This is a genomic window from Aeromonas sp. 97A (assembly GCF_051919185.1).
Taxonomy (GTDB): domain Bacteria; phylum Pseudomonadota; class Gammaproteobacteria; order Enterobacterales; family Aeromonadaceae; genus Aeromonas; species Aeromonas veronii.
The window spans coordinates 544443-563468 of sequence record NZ_JBQBFF010000001.1 but is presented as its reverse complement, the minus strand read 5'-3'; the positions used below and the strand labels follow the sequence as shown (position 1 = coordinate 563468).

Below are 19026 nucleotides of genomic sequence, written 5' to 3'. Positions count from 1 at the left end.
CCCCTTTTTTGATCCTGCGCCCTCACGCCAACACTGCCCCTGTTGTGACTTGTCGCACAGTTTGGCTCACCATTCAGATTGATAAATCACTTATCTTGTTTTGATTCAACAAGTTATAAATATCCCGCCGAATACTCCAAATCATTGCCCCCAAATCCGATCAGGATCACATTTATCCCCGGCACTAAGGGGTAGCTTTGGTCTTACAGGCACAATCAAACGAAACCAAGGAGGCTCCATTACATGTTCCCAGAGTACAGAGAACTCATCTCGAAACTGAAGAGCAGTGATGTCCATTTCCAGAAGAAGTTTGACTTGCACAACGACCTGGATGCGGAGATTAGAAAGTTGGAAAAGCATCACGCCAGCGACTATAGCGCCGAGGTGAGAGATCTGAAAAAACAGAAACTCAAACTGAAAGAGGAGATATACGACATCCTCAAACAACATCCACAATAGATGCCTCGAAGAATATGCGGATAAGCAATTTATCCCCCAGCCCGGCCCACGCGCCGGGCTTTTTGTTGTTTCAGTCAATTAGTTGACACCCGAGCCTACCGATCTTGCTGGTAGTTTGTTACATTTTTCCCTTGGAATTCAGGGAATAACGGTGATGATAACATGAGCAGAAAACGATCTTTTTATCATCTCTTGCTGCTTTGCCTGTTCGCATTGAGCCACCCCCTGCAGGCTCAGGAGCCTGAACTGGAGCTGTGGCACTCCCAGCAAGCCGGTTACGTGATCGACGACGTGATCGCCCGCTTCAATCAGGAGGGAAACCACAGAGTGCGGGTCACCCAGATTGAGCCGGGCAAGATCAAGGCGGATCTCCTGCTGGCAGCTCAGGCCAGGGGGCTGCCCGATCTGATGCTAATCCCCTCCGATTTTATCGGCCTCTATCGCCAGATGACCCTCGCTCCCCTCCCGGCCGAGTGGTTTTCCCCCGCGCTGATGGCCAGCGCCTTGCGTTATGTCACCCTGGATCGGCAACGCTGGGGCATGCCCATGATGCAGGGCAACCATCTGATGCTGTTTTACAACAAGGCGCTGGTCTCGACTCCGGTGACCCAATGGCAGCAACTGACAGCTATCACCCCGGCCCTCAAGGCCAAGGGGGTCTACCCCGTCAGCTGGCCCTATCACGACATGTACTACTTCGCCGCCTTTTTACACACCTTTGGCGGCTCGCCGGTGACCGAAGGGCGCATCACCCTCGACAGCCCAGCCATGGTGCAGGCGCTGGAGGCCTACCGCACCGTCGCCAGCGAACAGTGGGTCGATCCCGAGTGCGACTATGACACCGCCCTCACCCGCTTCAATGAGGGCAAGAGCGCCTACCTCATCAATGGGGACTGGGCGTTCAATGACCTGGTGAAGAACATGGGGGATAAGCTGGGCGTCGCCCTGCTGCCCCGCTGGCAAAGCCATCCCATGCACTCCATGAGCGGCGCCTACGTGATGGGAGCCTCCCGCTGGGCGATGGATGATGAGGATCGGCAACCCGTCATCAAGGCACTGATGGCCTTTATCCAGCGTCAGGATATTCAGCAGTTCATCTATCATCAGGGGGCGTTGCTGCCGGTCAATCAGCAGGCTTTTACAGCCATCAGCCGCCGTCCCACGCCTCAGGAAAAAGTGCTGCTGGAGCAGTTCACCCTCAGTACCCCCATGCCCTCCGACAGCGCCATGTCCATCGCCTGGCAAGCGATGGAGAAAGGGTTCGAGCGCTTTAAAGAGGGGATCAGTGCCGCCGACACCGCCCGCTATATGCAGCAGCTGGCCGATCAGCAGTACCGGCAGGTCAAAACACCATGAAACATCGCACCTTTCGGCTCGGCCCGACCCTCATCATCATCCTGTTCACCGTCGCCTTGCTGCCAGCACTGCTGGCCAGCACTGTGCTGCTGATCCGCCAGCACCAGATCATCGCCCAGAGCGAGCAGTCACAGCTGGAGCGGGCCCTCACCAGCATGACCCGCGAGGCCCGCTTTCGCAGCGAGCTGATCGGCACCCAGATCAATCAGCTCAGCCAGGATCGGGTGCTCCATCAGGCCCTCGACAACTTTCTCTTCTCCAGCCATGCCCGGCTGGCGCTGGCCACCTTCATCAAATCCAACAGCCTGCTCACCTCGGCCTACCTCATCGATGACAAGGGGTTGGTGGTGGAGTACATCAATGGCCAGGCCTCCCACCTCGAATCGAGCAACCTGATGCCGCAGCTGATGGCCTGGGGCAAGACCCGCGAGGCAAAACAGGGCAAGCATCTGCTGCTGCCCGTCGATGATCCCGTGCTGGTCGACGACATGGAGCAAAACCGCAGCGGCGGGCTGGCGCTGGTAGCCCCCATCTATCGCAACCACCAGCGCGCTGGGGTGATGCAGACCCCTTCCGGCTTCGTGATGGCCATTCTCCCCTGGCGGCAGATGGCCCAGTTGCTGGAACCCTATCTCAAGGGGAGCGAATATCTGGTGATCTCCCAGGGCGAGAACCGTCTCTACGAAGGGGCTCACCAGAGCGCCAACGCCATGGATGACAGGGAGCCAAGCAAGTTGGCGCAGCCCCTGGCCATTGGCTGGCCCCAGCTGGAGCAGGAGATCACCCCCACCATCACCCTCTACAGCTACAGCAATGACAGGGTCAGCGAGCTCAATAAATCCCAACAGCTGCTGACCGTCAGCATCGCCGTCATGTTGCTGCTGGTGGCCATCGGCTGCGTCTGGCTCACCCGCTGGCTCACCCGACCGCTGCGCTCGCTGGCCGCGCTGGTGCGCAGCTATGGCAAGGGCAATTACCAGCAACGGCAGGCACCGCTGCGCTTTGTGGAATACGACGAGGTGCGCCAGTTGCTGCAGGAGATGGCCAGCACCATCTCGGATCAGGTGCGGGCGCTCTATCAGCAAAATGAACAGCTGCAGCAGGCCAATAGCGAGAAAGAGGCCTTCAACCAGCGGCTGCTCGGCTTCAACGACGAACTGGAGCAAGAGGTCGCCTCGCAAACGACCGCCCTGCGCTCGGCCCTGAGTCGGGAGGAGCGTAGCCGCCATATCCTGCAATCCTGGCTGCAGTTCGGTCTGCACCAGCAGCTGGATATCGATATTGCCGAGCTGGCCAGCTCTGCCCTGCTGCAACTCTCGCAGCTCTATCCCGGCCACCGCTGGGGGCTGGTGATCCGCCGCGATGGCCAGCCCCACTACTCCCTGACCCAGGGGGTCGATGCCCCCTTGCGGGATGCCTTGCAGGAGAAACTGGCTCAACTGATGGATGAGGAGGTCAAACACTCCGAATGCCAGTGGGACAACGCACTCTGGAAGATCATGACCCTGCCCGGTAGCCAGAGCGGCGTGCTGTTTGGCTATCTGATGGTGAGCGCCGAAGGGCTGGAGTCCGAAGACAGGGCCATCTTGCGGCTGTTTGCCAAGCAGTTGGCGGTGGGCATCGAGGGGCGTCTCTTCACCGACGAGCTGGCGCGGGTAGCCCGCACCGACAACCTCACCGGGCTGCCCAACCGGCAGGCGTTCGAAGAGGCCTTCCACCACTATCAAGCAGTGCTGGCGCGCCATCCGGAGCGTCACCTCGCCCTCTTCATGCTCGACCTCAACGGCCTCAAGCGCACCAACGACCAGTATGGGCACGAGGCGGGCGACGCCCTGCTGATCCAGATGGCTCGCCAACTGCGCACCCTCTGCCGTCAGGATGAGAAGATTTTCCGTATCGGCGGCGACGAGTTCGTCCTGCTGGCGGAGGCGGACCACCTCGCCAGCCAGCTGCTGGCAGGTAGACTTGAGGCAAGCCAGCAGCACGCCATCGTGCAACATGGGGAGCACAGCTTCCCGCTGCGTTTTGCCATCGGCTGGAGCAGCAGCGACCAGACCCCGCTGGCGGAGCTGAGCCGGGTGGCGGACGACGCCATGTATGCCAATAAGGCGCGCTTCTATCAGGGGCAGCGATAAAAAGCGGAGGTCTGCGGCGTTGGCGAGCCTTTCGCCAACGCCCTGATCAGCTCGCAAAAATGGCGCGCAACGCTAGACGCGGCGCGGACCATGACTAAGATAGGGGCTCTTGATGTCTCGATTTGGAAGGGAGTAGGAAATGGAGTTAGTACTTGGCCCGCTGGAAGCCCGCGTCATCGGCTGTCTGATTGAAAAAGAGATCTGCACCCCGGATCAATATCCCCTCTCCCTTAATGCACTGGTCAACGCTTGCAACCAGAAGAGCAACCGCGAGCCGGTGCTGGAGCTCTCCGAGCTCGATATCCGCGCCGTGGTGGACGAGCTGATCCGCAAGCGGCTGGTGGTCAACACCGCCGGCTTCAACGCCCGGGTTCCCCGCTATCAGCACAGATTCTGCAACACCGAATTTGGCGAACTGAAATTCAGTGCCCAGGAGCTCGGCATCGTCTGCGAACTGCTGCTGCGCGGCCCGCAAACCCCGGGGGAGCTGCGCTCCCGTACCAACCGACTCTGCAGCTTCGATGATGTCACCGAGGTGGATGCGGTGCTGACACAGCTTATCGAGCGTGGCCCCTACGTGGTCAAACTACCGCGCGAGCCAGGCAAGCGCGAATCCCGCTACGCCCACCTGTTTAGCGGTGAAGTGGATATTCAGGCGATGATGGATGCCGCCCCCGCCGCGGCCTATGCCTCCCCTGCCGCCGACCGCCTGAGCGAGCTGGAGCAGGAGGTGAACGAGCTCAAGAGCCGTCTCGCCGCCATGGAAGCGCGGCTGGCAGCACTGGATGGTCAGGGCTGATCGCCTTTACCATCGCCAATCTCTATCAGGGAGCCGGGGCAGATGTCCCCGGCTCCCTGCGTTTTTTTATCGTGAGGAAGTGCCCGTGATCACCCTGATTAAAGAGTCTGACCACCAGAAGATGCCCTGGAAAAACCAGCAGGGCACCACCAGCCAGATCCTCATCTCCCCCAAGGGGAGCAGCCTTGCCAAACTCGATTTTGACTATCGACTGAGCTCGGCCCCCATCAAGAGCGCGGGTCCCTTCTCCCCCTTTCCCGGCTATCAGCGCATTTTGCTGCCGGTGAGCGGGGCAGGCTTTGTGCTCAACGGTCACCCCTACGCCACCTTCGAGGCAGCGCACTTTAGCGGCGATGAGGAGACCCACTGCGAGTTGCTGAAAAAAGAGGTGACCGATCTGGGGCTTATCTACCATCCGGATCGCATCAGCGCCAACGTGCGGGTACTGAACCTCCCCTTCCCGCTGACCCTTACCCTCGAGCTAGAGAAGACCTACCTCTGTCACCTGCTGAGCGGCCAGCTGGCCGTGCAGGGCAAAGAGGTGGCTATCAACGAGACGCTGGTGGTGACCGGGGAAGAGAGCATTCACTTCGAATGCCAGAAGAAGACCGCCATCGCCTTCTTTACCCTGCAGGCCAAATAGCGCGAAAGTCGGCGGTGTGCAGTCATGCCACACACAAACAGCAGAGATGAAAAAGCCGGGTAATCCCGGCTTTTCTATTGAGGCAACCGGCTCGTGCCGGTCAGCACCTTAGTTGACCTTGAAGGAGCCCTTCATCATGGCGAAGTGGCCGGGGAAGGAGCAGAAGAAGGTGAGATCCTTGCCCGCCAGACCGTCGGTCTTGAAGGTCACGCTGCTGCTCTCGCCGCCGCCGATCAGCTTGGTGTGAGCCAGTACACGGGCATCGTCCTTGGGCAGATAGCCGTTCTCGGCCCCGGCGCTCATCCCGGCAGTCGCCACGGTCTGATAGTCGGCGGTGCTGGCCAGCACCCAGTTGTGACCCATGGCGGTCACAGGCAGCTTGCCGGTGTGGTTCAGGGTGACCGTCACCTCCTTGCAGGTGGCCGGCACGCTCATCTCTTTGAGGTTGTACTGCATGGCATCATTGCCTTCGATGACCAGTGCACACTCATCCGCCAGCACAGGGGCAGCCAGGGTACTCAGAAACAGCAGGGTAATCGCCTTTTTCATCATCTTCTCCTTTGATTGGCAATGGATGGCAACGACTTGGCGGATGCGGTTAACGCTTCGCAAAGATGCCGTCTAAATCGACCTTCATTTTACTCAATTGTCTTCAATCGGCTATGGCTTTTGGCCAAAGCTGCGGGCCAGGTCACCAGACGGTGCTCTACTCGCCACTCTCTCCCTCACGGATGGACGATACGGCGCTCGGCTGTCACAGGTTCAAAACTGTTTAATTTTTTCTGTCCTTTTCCCTCCGATTGGCCCTATCAGGGCTCGCCCGGCGGGCGCCCCTTGGCTAAGCTAGCGCCCCGATATGAACCTTCTCCAGATGAGAGCGCCGGATGATTGCGATAACCCCCGTGGCGGCCCTGCGCGGCCTGCTGCTGACCCTGCTGCTGGCTCTGGCCGGCTGCCAGCCCACCCCGCCTGCCCAGACCCGTATTCAGGGCAAGACCATGGGCACCTACTATGTGGTGACCCTGAGCGATAGCTACCCCGGTGGGGAGCCCGCCCTCAAAAGCGATGTAGAGAGCCTGCTGGCCCGGATGAACAAGGAGATCTCCACCTACGATCCGGGCTCGCTCATCTCCCGTTTCAATCAGGGGCCCGCCAACACCCCGTTTGCCATCCCGCCCGCCATGGCCATCATAGTCCAGCAGGGGATGGATGCCGGTAAGCTGACCGACGGCAAGCTGGATGTGACCGTGGGGCCTCTGGTCAATCTGTGGGGCTTTGGCCCGGACAAACGGCCGGTCAAGCGGCCCGATGAGGCGGCCATTGCCGCCGCCCGCCACAAGGTGGGCATCGACAAGCTGACCCTGACCCCGCAGGGGGATCACTTCCTGCTCGAAAAAACGATCCCGGATCTCTATCTCGACCTCTCCACTCTTGGCGAGGGGGCGGCATCGGATGAAATCGCCGCCCTGCTCGAGGGCAAGGGGGTACACAACTACCTGATCGAAGTGGCCGGTGCGGTGCGCAGCAAGGGCAACAACAGCAAGGGCTCGCCATGGAAAGTAGCCATCGTCGAACCCTCCGATCAGCCGGGAGCGTTTTCCGATATCGTCATCCCCAACGGCATGGCGCTCAGCACAGCGGGCAGCTATCGCAACTACTACGAGCTGGATGGCCAGCGTTACTCCCATATCATCGACCCCGCCACCGGCCAGCCGGTCACCCACAAGCTGGTTTCCGCCAGCGTCATCACCCCGACCGCGCTGGAGGCCGATGCCCTCGATACCGCGCTGATGGTGATGGGACCTGAAGCGGGGATGACATTTGCCAAGCAGCACCAGCTGGCGGTCTATCTCATCATCAAGACCGAACAGGGGTTCAAGGCCGAGTACACACCGCAATTTGCTCCCTATCTGGCAGAGAAAAAACGGTAAGTTCAAGGCCCTGGCAACAGGGCCTTTTTCTTTCACTCAGCGCGGGCAAAAGGCGGACAAACGGAGATGGTTCGCAATCGACAACTTGGCCAATTGCCTCTTCGGGCGCTTTGGTGGCACACTTTCTCCCATCAGCCCGTAGCGCCTCGACCCAGACAGATGCAGACACCTGAACAAGAGCCAGAAAAAAAGAGCCCAGCCAAGCCACAACGCATTCTGATGGTCAATGAGCAGCGCTCGTTTCAGGTGATGATGAAGGCGATGCTGCTCAATCTGGGTATCAGCAACATCACCTACTCCAATACCGCCGAGGATGCGCGGCGCCGCTGCCAGAAGGGCAGTTTCGACATCTATCTCATCGATTACGATCTCGGGATTGGCGAGAATGGCCGCCAGTTACTCGAAAGCCTGCGCGACAAAGACCTGATCCCGCCCCAGAGCGTGGTGATCATGGTGAGTGGCGACAGCTCTCGCGCCATGGTACTGAGCGCGCTGGAAGCCGAACCCGACGAATACCTGATGAAGCCCTTCTCCCAGGAGCAGTTCTCGTTTCGCCTCAAACGTGCCCTCGCCCGGCGCAATGTGCTGGCCAGCGTCTTTACCGCGCTGGCCGATGACAATCTGGCAGCCCTCATTACCGCCTGTGCCGAGCGGGCCGATGCGGTGCCCCGTTTTGCCAACTACTGCCGCTGCCTGCAGGCCGATACCCACCTCAAGCTGGGTCAGGCACAGGAGGCGCGCGCCCTGATGCGCCAGCTGCTGGCCGGGCAGGAGAACAGCTGGGCCCGCCTGACACTGGGCAAGGCCTGCAACACCCTGGGGCTCCACGAAGAGGCGGTCAGCCATCTGCAGGCGACCCTCAAAAATACCCCGCTGATGGTGGAGGCTCACCTCTGGCTGGCGGAATCCCTGCTGGCCCTTGGCAATGACGAGCAGGCGCAGCAGGAGCTCAGACGGGCGGTGGATATCTCCCCCCAGTCTGTGCAACTCTCCCGTCGGCTGGCGGAGGTGTGCCTGCAGCGCCACGACTACGCCCAGGCCAAGGATGTGCTGATGTCGCTGATCGACCTGTCGCGCAACTCCATCCACCGCACGCCCCATTATCTGGGGGCCTATATCCAGACCCTGACCCTCTACGCCCTCAACAGCAACGACAGCTACCACATCGCCAACCTGCAAAAGCAGGTCAATTCTGCCCTGTCGCGCATCCGCGATTCGCTGATGATGTCGGAGTTCAACTACCCGGTGTTCGAGCAGATCTGTCAGGCCCGGGTGCAGATTGCGCTGGGGGAGCTGCTCAAGGGCAAGAAGATGCTCTATCGCGCCAACCAGAACTGGCTCGATGAACCGGCCACCATGCCCCCCGTCCTGCTTGGCGAAACCATCCTTGCCCTCTATCAGCTCGGCGAGTTCGAATATGCCGAAAGCCTGCAAGGGCTGCTGGCAGAGGACGAAGATCGGCTGCTCACCACCTGCATTCAGGCAACCCGCGATGACAAGACGGTGCTGGAGCGACGTCAGCGTTACCAGCAGCTCAACGATCTGGGGATCAAGGCCTATCAGAGCGGCGAGCTGGAGCAGGCCCTCGGTCATTTTCGCGAGGCCCTGCGCCGCGCTCCCGCCAATACCGGTGCGGCTCTCAACAAAATCCAGGTGCTGCTGCAACTGATGCAGAAAAACCGCAAGAGCCCGGAGTTTGGTGCCGAGTGCAAAGACACCCTGGACGTGCTCGACGGAATCCCCCTCAACCCGGCCCAGCAGGAGCGTTTTCGCAAGCTGCGTCAGGAGTTCAACCAGTTCAGCTAAGACGCCGCCGCGCCCCCTTTTCCCCGCCTATGCTGAAACCAGTTCGGCAATGCGAGGGAAACGAAGATGGCGATGTGTCGTTATCTGGTGGCCGATGGCCGCCACTGCAGTGAAGAGGCTGGCGAGCACGATCTCTGCCACTGGCATGATCCCCACCATACCCATCAGGAAGCCCACACCGCCGAGGCGCTTGAACAGTACGTTCGCGCAGGCGGACTCTGCCACGGCCTGCAGCTGTCACGGGCCAATCTGGCGGGCCTCAATCTGGTCAACAAGGAGTCTGATCAGGGATTTTTGCTGGAGCAGTGCAACCTCTATCGCGCCAACCTGCGCGGTGGTCACCTCTACGGCCTGCGCATGAAGGGCGGCAGCCTGATGAAGGCCGATCTCAGTGATGCCAACCTCCAGTGCGCCACCCTCGATGACGTCAACCTGCTCGGCATCCGCTGGCACAACACCCGACTCGACAACATGCAGACCGGCAAACGGGTGATGCAGGATCGCAAGGGGCGCCGCGAACGGGATCCCAAACAGGCGCGCATCTGGTTCAAGGAGGCAGAAGAGACCTACCGGGATCTGCGCAAAGCCTCCGAGGCACAGGGGATCTTCACCATGTCCGGCAACTATATCCAGCAGGAGCTCACCATGCGCCGCCTGCAACTGCCGTTCTGGTCGACCCAGCGCTTCACCTCCTGGGTGGTCGATCTCTTCTGCGGCTATGGCGAGGCCCCGATGCGGGTGGTGCTCTTCTCGTTGCTGCTCATCTTTATCTGCAGCATTTTTTACTTCTTCTGCGGACTGCATTTTCAGGGCGAGCACCTCATCTACCAGCCCGGTGCCCCTCTCGAGCAAAGCCATCTTCCTGCTCGAATGCCTCTACTACAGCGTGGTCACCTTCACCACATTGGGGTACGGCGACTTCACTCCGGTCGGGCTCTCCAGGATCTTCGCCGCCTTCGAAGCCTTCACCGGCAGCTTTACGCTGGCGCTGTTTGTGGTGGTATTCGTCAAAAAGATGACCCGCTGACACCTCTGCCCACCCCGCGGTGCCTGCCACTGACGCAGGCCCGCGGCCAAACTTGCATCCACCGCCGATTCCTAGTCCAATAGCCACTTATAAAAATGACATGAGCATCCCGGACATGAAGATCATCTCTTTCAATATCAACGGCCTGCGCGCCCGTCTGCACCAGCTGCAAGCCATCATCGACAAGCACCAGCCCGATGTGATCGGCCTGCAGGAGATCAAGGTGCACGATGAAGCCTTCCCGCTGGCCGATGTGGAGGCCATGGGCTATCACGTGGAGTTTCACGGCCAGAAGGCCCACTACGGGGTCGCCATCATGAGCAAGCAGAAGCCGGTCAAGGTGGAGAAAGGCTTCCCCACCGATGATGATGAAGCCCAGCGCCGGATGATCATGGCCACCTTCGAGCACGAAGACGGCTCCCTCATCAAGGTGATGAACGGCTACTTCCCGCAGGGTGAAAGCCAGGATCACGAGACCAAGTTCCCGGCCAAGCAGAAGTTTTACGAGGATCTGCAGCACTACCTCGAGACCAACCACACCCCGGACGACCAGCTGGTGCTGATCGGGGATATGAATATCTCCCCCACCGATCTCGACATCGGCATCGGCGAGGCAAACCGCAAACGCTGGCTGCGGGATGGCAAATGCTCCTTCCTGCCCATCGAGCGCGAATGGATGGAGCGACTGAAAGGGTTCGGCCTCACCGACACCTTCCGCGCCGCCAACCCCACCGAGTGCGAGCGTTTCTCCTGGTTTGACTACCGCTCCAAGGGATTTGACGAGAACCGTGGCCTGCGCATCGACCTCATCATGGCCTCCGACGCCCTCAAGGACAAGGTGACCGAGACCGGTATCGACTACGAGCTGCGCGGCATCGAGAAACCCTCCGACCACGCCCCCATCTGGGCCTGCTTCGCCTGACACGGCGCAAGATTAACCGATGAGCCGCGCCGAATTCGTAAACTGTGAAGCGGCTCGCGGTTGCCCGCGATAAAAGGGCGTAAAAAACCCATCCAAACAAGGTGCCTTATGGCACCTTCTTTTTGCAGCAAGGAGTGCCAGCAGTGACCCCAACTCACCTTCCTCTCTCCCCCGCCCGTTTTCTGGCCCTGCGCCTGTTGCCCGGGGAGGATCTTATCGCCGGATTGCGCGCCCAAATGGCCCGACACGGCCTGCAGGCAGCCTGGATCGCCGGGGCGGTCGGCAGCCTGACCCACGCCAACCTGCGCTATGCCGCCCAGCCCGATGGTACCCTGCTGGAGGGGGCCTTCGAGGTGATCGCCCTTGGCGGCACCCTGGATCCGGAGTGCGAACACCTGCATCTCTCCATCTCTGACGAGCAGGGATTGATGCGCGGCGGCCACGTGCTACCTGGTTGCCGGGTGCGCACCACCCTCGAGCTGGTAGTCGGAGAGCTGGAGGCGTACCGTTTTGGCCGTGCCCCCTGCCCCCAATCCGGTTATGAAGAGCTGCTCATTACCCCCAGAACCTTGTGAGGATCACTATGTCCGTCAGTAAACTCTCCAGCTACAACCTGGCTTTTATGGTCATCTGCATCGCCATCAACATGGTGGCGGGACAGGCCGTCTCCATGCTCAAGCTGCCCATCTTCCTCGACTCCATCGGAACTGTGCTCTGCGCCATTCTGGCGGGCCCCTGGATGGCGATAGCCACCGGTCTGCTCACCAACCTGCTGTGGGGCCTGCTCACCGGCCCCATTGCCGCGGCCTTTGCCCCGGTCGCCATGATGATTGGCCTCAGTGCCGGTCTGCTGGCGCGGGCCGGCTGGTTCAACAATCTGCCCAAGGTGGTAGTGAGCAGCGTGGTGATCACCCTGGCGCTCACCCTGGTGGCCATTCCCATCCGCTCCTACCTGTTTGGTGGCGCCACCGGCAGCGGTGCTGATTTCGTGGTTGCCTACCTGCACGCCATGGGTAGCGATCTGCAGGAGTCGGTCGCCGTCACCGTGCTGGGTACCAACCTGCTGGACAAGCTGCTGACCGTGCTGATCGCCTGGGGGCTGGTACGCCGCCTGCCGCAGCGCACCCTGCGCCACTTCCCGCAGATGGCTGCCGTGCGCTGATGCACCTGTTTACCTCCCTCGCACTCTGGCTCTGGTTTTCGGTCACGGCCAGCGTGCTGCCGCCCCCCTGGCTATGGGGCTGGAGCCTGCTGCCGCTACTTGCTCTGGTGCTGCTGCCGGGTGCCCGCGCCCGGCTCAAGCTGGTGCTGGCGGTAATGCTGCCGCTGGGGCTGGGGCTCTATCTGGTGCACGGCCCCTGGTTGCGGATCCTGCTCGGCATGCCAGCGGTTCCAGCCAGCGAAGCGTTTCCCATTCTGCCCCTTTGGTGCCGGCTGCTCGCCTGTCTGGCCAGCGCCCAGCTCTGGCTGTGGGCGGTCTCGACCGAGCGGTTTGTTCATGCGCTCTTTGCCAGCCGGCTGCCCATCGCCCTCTCCTACCTCTGCTGCGGCCCGCTGTTGCTCAAAGAGCAGCTTGGCCACCAGCTGCGCGCTATCATGGAGGCCCAGCTAGCCCGCGGCGTGCCCTTTGACGGCAATCCGCTGGCCCGGCTAAAGGCAACGCTCCCGCTGCTCTCGCCGCTGGTCGGGCAGGCATTGAGTGAGCTGGCCACCCGCAGCATGGCGCTGGATCTGCGCGGCTTTCGCAGCCAGCCGACACGCACCCGCATGACGGAGATCCCGCAGCAACGTTACGAGCCACTACTGCGCTATCTGTTGCTGTTGCTGGTAGTGCTGGAGATTGTCTGGAGGTGGTGGCCATGATCTCGCTGCAAGGGTTGACCATCGGCCACGCGGCCCACCCTGACCACTTTCAACTGGGCCCACTCGATATTGAGCTGAAAGAGGGCGAATGGCTGGCCATCCTGGGTGGCAATGGGGCAGGCAAATCCCTGCTGGCCCAGCTGCTGGCGGGGGGCTGGACCCAGCTGCACCTCGACACGCTGACGGGAGAGGGCGTCATTCTCGGGCAGCCCCATGATAGCGGCCAGCTCAATCACCATGCGGCTGTGCGTCAGTGGGTACAGCAATCCCCTTATCTGCAATTTTCCGGCTGCTGTTTTTCGGTCGCCGATGAGGTGGCGTTTGGCCCGGCCAATCTCGGGTTGCCGCCTGATGAGGTCAGCCGGCGGGTATCCGATGCCATGGCGCTCTGCAACTGCGAGGTGCTGGCAGCCCGCCATCCCCTCGATCTGTCGGGAGGTGAAGCCCAGCGCGTGGTGCAGGCCTGTGCCCTGGCGATGGCTCCCAAGCTCTTGATCCTCGATCAGGCTTGCAGCCGTCTGACCCCGGCGGCAACCCAAACCATGCTGCGGCAGATCCGCCGCTACAGCGAGGAAAACGGCTGCAGCGTCATCTTGCTGGAGCAGCGGCTTTTTCCGGCCGCTCACTTCTGCGAGCGATTCCTGCTGCTCGACCATGGCCGCCAGCTGGCCTGCGGTGAGCTGGGCGAGGTGCTGCCCCATCTGCCCGGGAGGGTTATCCTGCCGGACTCCCTGCGCGAGACGCTACAGGTGCGCGACCCGCGCCATCACCCCTACCCCTTGGCCATGTTGCGGGAGTTTTATGCTGAGCTTTGACCACCTCTGCTTCTCATGGGCACCGGACAATCCCTGCCTGCACGACATCACATTGCAAATTGCCAGTGGGGAACAGGTCGCCATCGTCGGGGATAACGGCGCAGGCAAGTCAACCCTGCTGCGACTGGCGGCGGGTCTGCTGGCCCCCACTTCGGGCACGGTGAGCTGGCAACAGCAGGCGCTCTGCAAGCAGCGGGCACTGGCCCGTGCCAGTCAAATCGGCTTTCTGTTTCAGGAGTCTGAGCGTCAGCTGTTTCACAGTCGGGTCGAGGATGAAATCGCCTTTGGCCTGCGCCTGCAGAAACTGCCGCGCGAGGAGATCCGGCTGCGGGTCGCCGCAGCTCTGGAAGAGTGCGAGCTGACAAAGTGGGCGGCCACCCATCCGCTCGATCTCGATACCGGTCAGCGGCGCATGGTGGCGGTGGCCTGCCTCCATGCCATGCAGCCCGCCTTGCTGCTGCTCGACGAACCGAGCCGGGATTTCGATCCCCATTGGCTTGCCATTCTTGAAAGCTGGCTGGCCAGCGAACGAGCTAAAGGCACCACCATAGTGGCCATCAGTCACGATGCCGAATTTGTCAGACGCAACTTCACCACCCTGATCGAGCTGAAAGCTGGCCATCTGGTTGTCCACGGCCCCACAGCCGAACTACTCTCTGCACTCAATGGCTATAGAGCAGTGCCTTGCTGTTGGCTGCCATGGCCAGGGCTGAACATCCCCGATGATGTCCCGCCCATATCGGAAAAGTCAGACTTTTTCGTCAATCGGCAACCCTAATTGCCACTTTGAGAAGGTTGTGTTCAAGGTTGCCGCCCTATCATCTCCCATTCCAATCATAAAGAAGTTGTTTTTTTAATCATGAAGTTAATGATGTGTATGGAGAAACATGCTGAACGCAGCAGCCGAAATCGATCCAACAGGAGTGTGATGATGAAGGTGCCCAATGCCGGAAGAGAGGTTTACAAACGCAGCTTGCTGACCCTGGCGCTGATCAGCGGTCTGAGTGCCTGTGGCGGCGAGACGACCCAGACGGCACAGACCATGCCCGCCGTCCCTGTGGTGGTCGCCGAGGTCAAGCTGACCGATGTACCGCTCACCACCGAGATGGTGGGAGAGACCGCCGGTTTTCGCGAGATTGATGTGCGCTCCCGGGTCAGTGGCATCCTGCTCAAGCGCACTTATGTGGAAGGCCAGCCGGTTACCGCCGGTCAGGAGCTGTTTTTGATTGACCCTGAGCCCTACAAGGTGGCGCTGGAGCAGGCCAAAGGGACTTTGGCTCAGGAGCAGGCCCGTCTCAACAAGGCCCGTGCAGATCGGGATCGCATCATTCCCCTCTTCAAGCGTCAGGTGGTGAGTCGCAAGGACTATGACGACACCATCGCCAACTACGAAGCGGCTATCGCCAGCCATCAGGCCGCTCAGGCCAAGGTGAAAGAGGCGGAGCTCAACCTCAGCTACACTCAGGTGACCGCCCCCATCAACGGCATGGCGAGCAAGAGCTCCCAGTCCGAGGGGAGCCTTATCTCCACCAGCGGCGACAACGGCCTGCTCACTACCATCACCCAGTTTGATCCGCTCTATGTCAACTTCTCCTACTCGGAGCAGGATCGCCTCAACTTCGAAAACTCGGTAAAGAAAGGGGTGATTGAGGCGAAGGATGCCACCACCTGGCGCACCCATATTCGTCTGGCCGATGGCTCCCTCTATCCGGAGGCGGGCAAGCTCAACTTCTCCGACAACCGGGTCGATCCCCAGACCGGCACCATCCGTGCCCGTGCCATCTTCGACAACAAGGACGGCGTACTGCTGCCGGGCCAGTTTGTCCGCATGACCATCGATCTGGGCACCCGCAAAAACGCCATCGTGGTGCCGCCCCGTGCCATCGTCCAGTCCCAGGCTGACCGCATGGTGATGGTAGTCGATGCCGACAACAAGGTGGTGCCCCGTCCGGTGACCCTGGGCGCAACGGTCGACTCCGGCGTGCTGATCGAGAGCGGTCTGCAGGCTGGTGAGCGCTATATCGTCGAAGGCTTGATGAAGGCCCGCCCCGGCGCCGTGGTGAAACCTGTCTCTGCCGACGAGATGAAGGCGATCACCGGCAAGGTGGTCAGCCAGTCTGCGGCCAAGTAAGGAGCCCGTATGTTTTCCAAGTTCTTCATAGAACGCCCCATCTTCGCCAGCGTGATTTCGATCATTATCGTGCTGGGCGGTTTGGCGGCGATGCGGGCGCTCCCCATCGAACAATATCCCCAGATCACCCCGCCGGTGGTCTCGGTCACGGCGTTTTATCCGGGCGCAACCCCGGAGGTGATCTCCCAGACCGTGGCAGCGCCGCTGGAGCAGCAGATCAACGGCGTCGAGCGGATGATCTACATGCAGTCGGGGTCGGCCTCCAACGGCCAGATGAACCTCAACGTCTACTTCGAGATCGGCACCGACCCGGATCAGGCCACCATCAACGTCAACAACCGGGTCTCGGCCGCCATGGCCCAACTGCCGGAAGAGGTGAAAAAGCAGGGGGTGACGGTCAAGAAGAAATCGACCTCCATCCTGCAGGTGGTTACCCTCCAGTCACCGAACGGCTCGTTTGATACCACCTATCTGTCGAACTACGCCCTGCTCAACATCATCGACGAGCTCAAGCGGATTCCCGGCATCGGTGATACCACCTTGTTTGGCGGTACCGACTATGCGATGCGTATCTGGCTGCGGCCGGATCGACTGGCCCAGCTCGAGCTCACCCCGAGCGACGTGATCGGCGCCATTCGCGAGCAGAATACCCAGTTCGCGGCAGGCAAGATCGGTGCCCAACCCACCACGGCCCCCATCGACTTCACCTACACGGTGCAGACCAAGGGGCGCCTTGAGGATGTGAAGGAGTTCCAGAACATCATCGTCCGCTCCATGCCCGATGGCTCCAAGATCCGGGTCCGCGATGTCGCCCGGGTCGAGCTGGGGGGCAAGGATTATGATCTGGTCGCCCGCGCCAACGGCAAACCGGCCATCGGTATTGCCACCTATCTGCAGCCGGGCGCCAACGCCGTCGCGGTCGCCGATGCGGTACACGCCACCATGGAGCGACTCAAGGAGCGCTTCCCGCAGGATATCGAGTACCAGATCCCCTACGACACCACCGAGTTCGTGAAGATCTCCATCGAAGAGGTGGTACACACCCTGTTCGAGGCGATCGTGCTGGTGTTCGTGGTGGTCTATCTGTTCCTGCAGAACTTCCGCGCCACCCTGATCCCCTGTATCGCGGTGCCGGTGTCGCTCATCGGGACCTTCGCCGGCATGCTGGTGCTCGGTTTCTCCATCAACCTGCTCACCCTGTTCGGCATGGTGCTGGCCATCGGTATCGTGGTGGATGACGCCATCGTGGTGCTCGAAAACGTCGAGCGGATCATGAGCGAGAAGAAGTGCTCGCCCAAAGAGGCCGCCATCCTCGCCATGCAGGAGGTCTCCGGTCCGGTGGTCGCCATCGTGCTGGTGCTCTGCGCCGTGTTCCTGCCGGTCGCCTTTATGGGCGGCATGACAGGGGTGATGTACAAGCAGTTCGCCATCACGGTTGCCGTGTCGGTCGCCATCTCCGGTCTGGTGGCACTGACCCTCTCCCCGGCCCTGTGCGCCGTGCTGCTCAAGGAGGGACACCACAAACCGGCCCGCTTCTTCGTCTGGTTCAACGAAAAATTTGACCAGCTGACCCGCGGCTATGTGCGGGGTGTAGCCTTCCTGAACCGTCGGGTGGGGGTCGCCTTTGCCATCATCGCCGTGCTGATCCTCTCCATCTACGGCCTCTTCCTGAAAGTGCCGGGCGAACTGGTACCGAACGAAGATCAGGGCTACCTCATCTCCGCCGTCATGCTGCCGGATGCCGCCGCGATGAGCCGGACCCAGGCGGTGGCGGATCAGTTCGACAAGATCGCCATGGCCAACCCCCATGTGAAGGATGTGATCACCTTCTCGGGCTTTGACATTCTCTCCAATGCCATCATCAGCAACAGCGGCATGACCTTCATTACCCTGAAGGACTGGAGCGAGCGTCAGGGGGCCGGGCAGGACTCCTTCTCGCTGGCCAAGACCTTCCAGGGCTTGAGCCTGATGGGGCTGGCGGATGGCTTTGTCGCCTCCTTCAACCCGCCCCCCATTCAGGGGATGTCCACCACAGGTGGCCTTGAGGCCTATCTGCAGAACCGTGGCACCGGCAACGCCCAGGCCTTCTCAGGCGAAGTGCAGCGCTTCCTCGAAGCTGCCAAGGCGCGCCCGGAGTTTGCCAGCGTCACCAGCACCTACCGCGCCAACGTACCGCAGGTCTATCTGGACCTGGATCGCGAAAAAGCCAAGGCGCTTGGGCTGCCCATCAACGCGGTGTTCGACACCATGCAGGCCACCTTCGGCCAGGTCTATGTCAACGACTTCAACCAGTTCGGCCGTACCTACCGGGTGCAGTTGCAGTCCGAGGCAGACTATCGCGCCAAGAAGAGCGACATCCGCAACGTCTATGTCCGCTCCGACAAGGGGGAGATGATCCCGCTCAGCAGTCTGGTGACGGTGCGTGATGCCACCGGCCCCGAACTGGTCGAACGCTTCAACATCTTCCAGGCCGCCAAGATCATGGCACAGCCGGCACCCGGCTACAGCTCGGGTCAGGCCATCGCTGCGCTGGAAGAGGTCGCCAATGAGGCTCTTGGCAACGACGCCAAGCTGGAGTGGACCGGCTCCGCCTATCAGGAGAAAGCGGCCGCAGGCAGTGCAGGCATGGCCTTTGGTTTCGGTATCGTGATGATCTTCCTGATTCTGGCCGCCCAGTATGAACGCTGGAGCCTGCCGTTTGCGGTGATCACCGCCGTACCGTTCGCCCTGTTCGGTGCCCTGCTCGCCACCTGGCTGGTGGGGCTGACCAACAACGTCTACTTCCAGATCGGGCTGGTGACCCTGGTCGGCCTTGCCGCCAAGAACGCCATCCTGATCGTGGAGTTCGCGGTGATGAAGCACGAAGAGGGGATGAGCCTCATCGAGTCGGCACTGGAGGCGGCGCGCCTGCGTTTCCGCCCCATCGTGATGACCTCGCTCGCCTTCATCCTCGGCTGTGTGCCGTTGGTCACCTCCAGCGGGGCCGGTGCGGCAAGCCGTCACGCCCTAGGCTGGCCGGTCATCGGCGGCATGCTGGCGGCCACCTTTATCGCCATCTTCTTTATCCCGCTCTTCTTCCGGCTCATCATGCGCCGCTCGGAGAAACGGGCCTGACGATTCCGGTAAAGCTCACCAAGCC

At 61.0% G+C, this 19026-nt stretch carries 16 protein-coding genes and 1 pseudogene; 16 read left to right on the top strand and 1 reads right to left on the bottom strand.

The window, feature by feature from the left end:
* The first annotated feature begins 243 nt into the window (after positions 1-243).
* The 5 genes from ACTG27_RS02620 to ACTG27_RS02600 all read left to right on the top strand — a co-directional run bounded on the left by ACTG27_RS02620 (position 244) and on the right by ACTG27_RS02600 (position 5392).
* Positions 244-459, top strand: coding sequence for a YdcH family protein (locus ACTG27_RS02620; RefSeq protein WP_005337763.1), 216 nt, complete (start codon positions 244-246; stop codon positions 457-459).
* A 162-nt stretch (positions 460-621) separates the two neighbouring features.
* A complete protein-coding gene (locus tag ACTG27_RS02615; RefSeq protein ID WP_439979040.1) occupies positions 622-1815 on the top strand; it encodes a sugar ABC transporter substrate-binding protein in 1194 nt (397 codons plus the stop codon).
* On the top strand, positions 1812-3950 hold the full coding sequence (locus ACTG27_RS02610; RefSeq protein ID WP_335818825.1) for a diguanylate cyclase domain-containing protein: 2139 nt from the start codon (positions 1812-1814) through the stop codon (positions 3948-3950). The genes ACTG27_RS02615 and ACTG27_RS02610 overlap by 4 nt, the downstream gene beginning before the upstream one ends.
* 139 nt (positions 3951-4089) lie before the next feature.
* On the top strand, positions 4090-4749 hold the full coding sequence (locus ACTG27_RS02605) for a YceH family protein (protein ID WP_064336484.1): 660 nt from the start codon (positions 4090-4092) through the stop codon (positions 4747-4749).
* An 85-nt stretch (positions 4750-4834) separates the two neighbouring features.
* Positions 4835-5392 (top strand): HutD family protein, encoded by a 558-nt coding sequence (locus tag ACTG27_RS02600; protein ID WP_439979039.1) that lies wholly within the window; start codon positions 4835-4837, stop codon positions 5390-5392.
* Positions 5393-5500: 108 nt separating this feature from the next.
* Here ACTG27_RS02600 and azu read toward each other — a convergent pair whose 3' ends face one another.
* Positions 5501-5941, bottom strand: coding sequence for an azurin (azu, locus tag ACTG27_RS02595; protein WP_076494211.1), 441 nt, complete (start codon positions 5939-5941; stop codon positions 5501-5503).
* Between the two features lie 335 nt (positions 5942-6276).
* On the opposite strand from azu, the gene ACTG27_RS02590 reads away from it, so the two are divergent.
* The 11 genes and pseudogenes from ACTG27_RS02590 (at position 6277) to ACTG27_RS02540 (ending at position 19001) form a co-directional block, all read left to right on the top strand.
* Entirely contained in the window at positions 6277-7323 is a 1047-nt protein-coding gene (locus ACTG27_RS02590) for an FAD:protein FMN transferase (protein ID WP_439979038.1), read from the top strand.
* 159 nt (positions 7324-7482) lie between these two features.
* On the top strand, positions 7483-9129 hold the full coding sequence (locus tag ACTG27_RS02585) for a tetratricopeptide repeat protein (protein WP_439979037.1): 1647 nt from the start codon (positions 7483-7485) through the stop codon (positions 9127-9129).
* Between the two features lie 66 nt (positions 9130-9195).
* Positions 9196-10156 (top strand): annotated as a pseudogene (locus ACTG27_RS02580) (ion channel).
* A gap of 115 nt (positions 10157-10271) precedes the next feature.
* Positions 10272-11078 carry an exodeoxyribonuclease III gene (gene xthA / locus ACTG27_RS02575; RefSeq protein ID WP_416032193.1) on the top strand — a complete coding sequence of 269 codons (807 nt, stop codon included), beginning with the start codon at positions 10272-10274 and terminating at the stop codon, positions 11076-11078.
* Positions 11079-11221: 143 nt separating this feature from the next.
* Complete coding sequence (locus ACTG27_RS02570) at positions 11222-11653, top strand: PPC domain-containing DNA-binding protein (RefSeq protein WP_041208634.1); 432 nt, start codon at positions 11222-11224, stop codon at positions 11651-11653.
* 8 nt (positions 11654-11661) lie between these two features.
* Positions 11662-12240 carry an ECF transporter S component gene (locus ACTG27_RS02565; RefSeq protein ID WP_041208635.1) on the top strand — a complete coding sequence of 193 codons (579 nt, stop codon included), beginning with the start codon at positions 11662-11664 and terminating at the stop codon, positions 12238-12240.
* Entirely contained in the window at positions 12240-12941 is a 702-nt protein-coding gene (locus ACTG27_RS02560; protein ID WP_439979036.1) for an energy-coupling factor transporter transmembrane component T, read from the top strand. Before ACTG27_RS02565 ends, ACTG27_RS02560 begins: the two co-directional genes overlap by 1 nt.
* A complete protein-coding gene (locus tag ACTG27_RS02555; protein ID WP_439979035.1) occupies positions 12938-13756 on the top strand; it encodes an energy-coupling factor ABC transporter ATP-binding protein in 819 nt (272 codons plus the stop codon). Before ACTG27_RS02560 ends, ACTG27_RS02555 begins: the two co-directional genes overlap by 4 nt.
* Positions 13743-14534, top strand: a complete 792-nt coding sequence (locus ACTG27_RS02550) for an energy-coupling factor ABC transporter ATP-binding protein (RefSeq protein WP_439979034.1) — start codon at positions 13743-13745, stop codon at positions 14532-14534. The genes ACTG27_RS02555 and ACTG27_RS02550 overlap by 14 nt, the downstream gene beginning before the upstream one ends.
* 153 nt (positions 14535-14687) lie before the next feature.
* Entirely contained in the window at positions 14688-15887 is a 1200-nt protein-coding gene (locus ACTG27_RS02545) for an efflux RND transporter periplasmic adaptor subunit (protein WP_439980483.1), read from the top strand.
* 9 nt (positions 15888-15896) lie between these two features.
* The gene (locus ACTG27_RS02540) at positions 15897-19001 is read left to right on the top strand and encodes an efflux RND transporter permease subunit (RefSeq protein WP_236287277.1); all 3105 of its coding nucleotides are present in this window, start codon (positions 15897-15899) and stop codon (positions 18999-19001) included.
* The last annotated feature ends 25 nt before the right edge of the window (positions 19002-19026 follow it).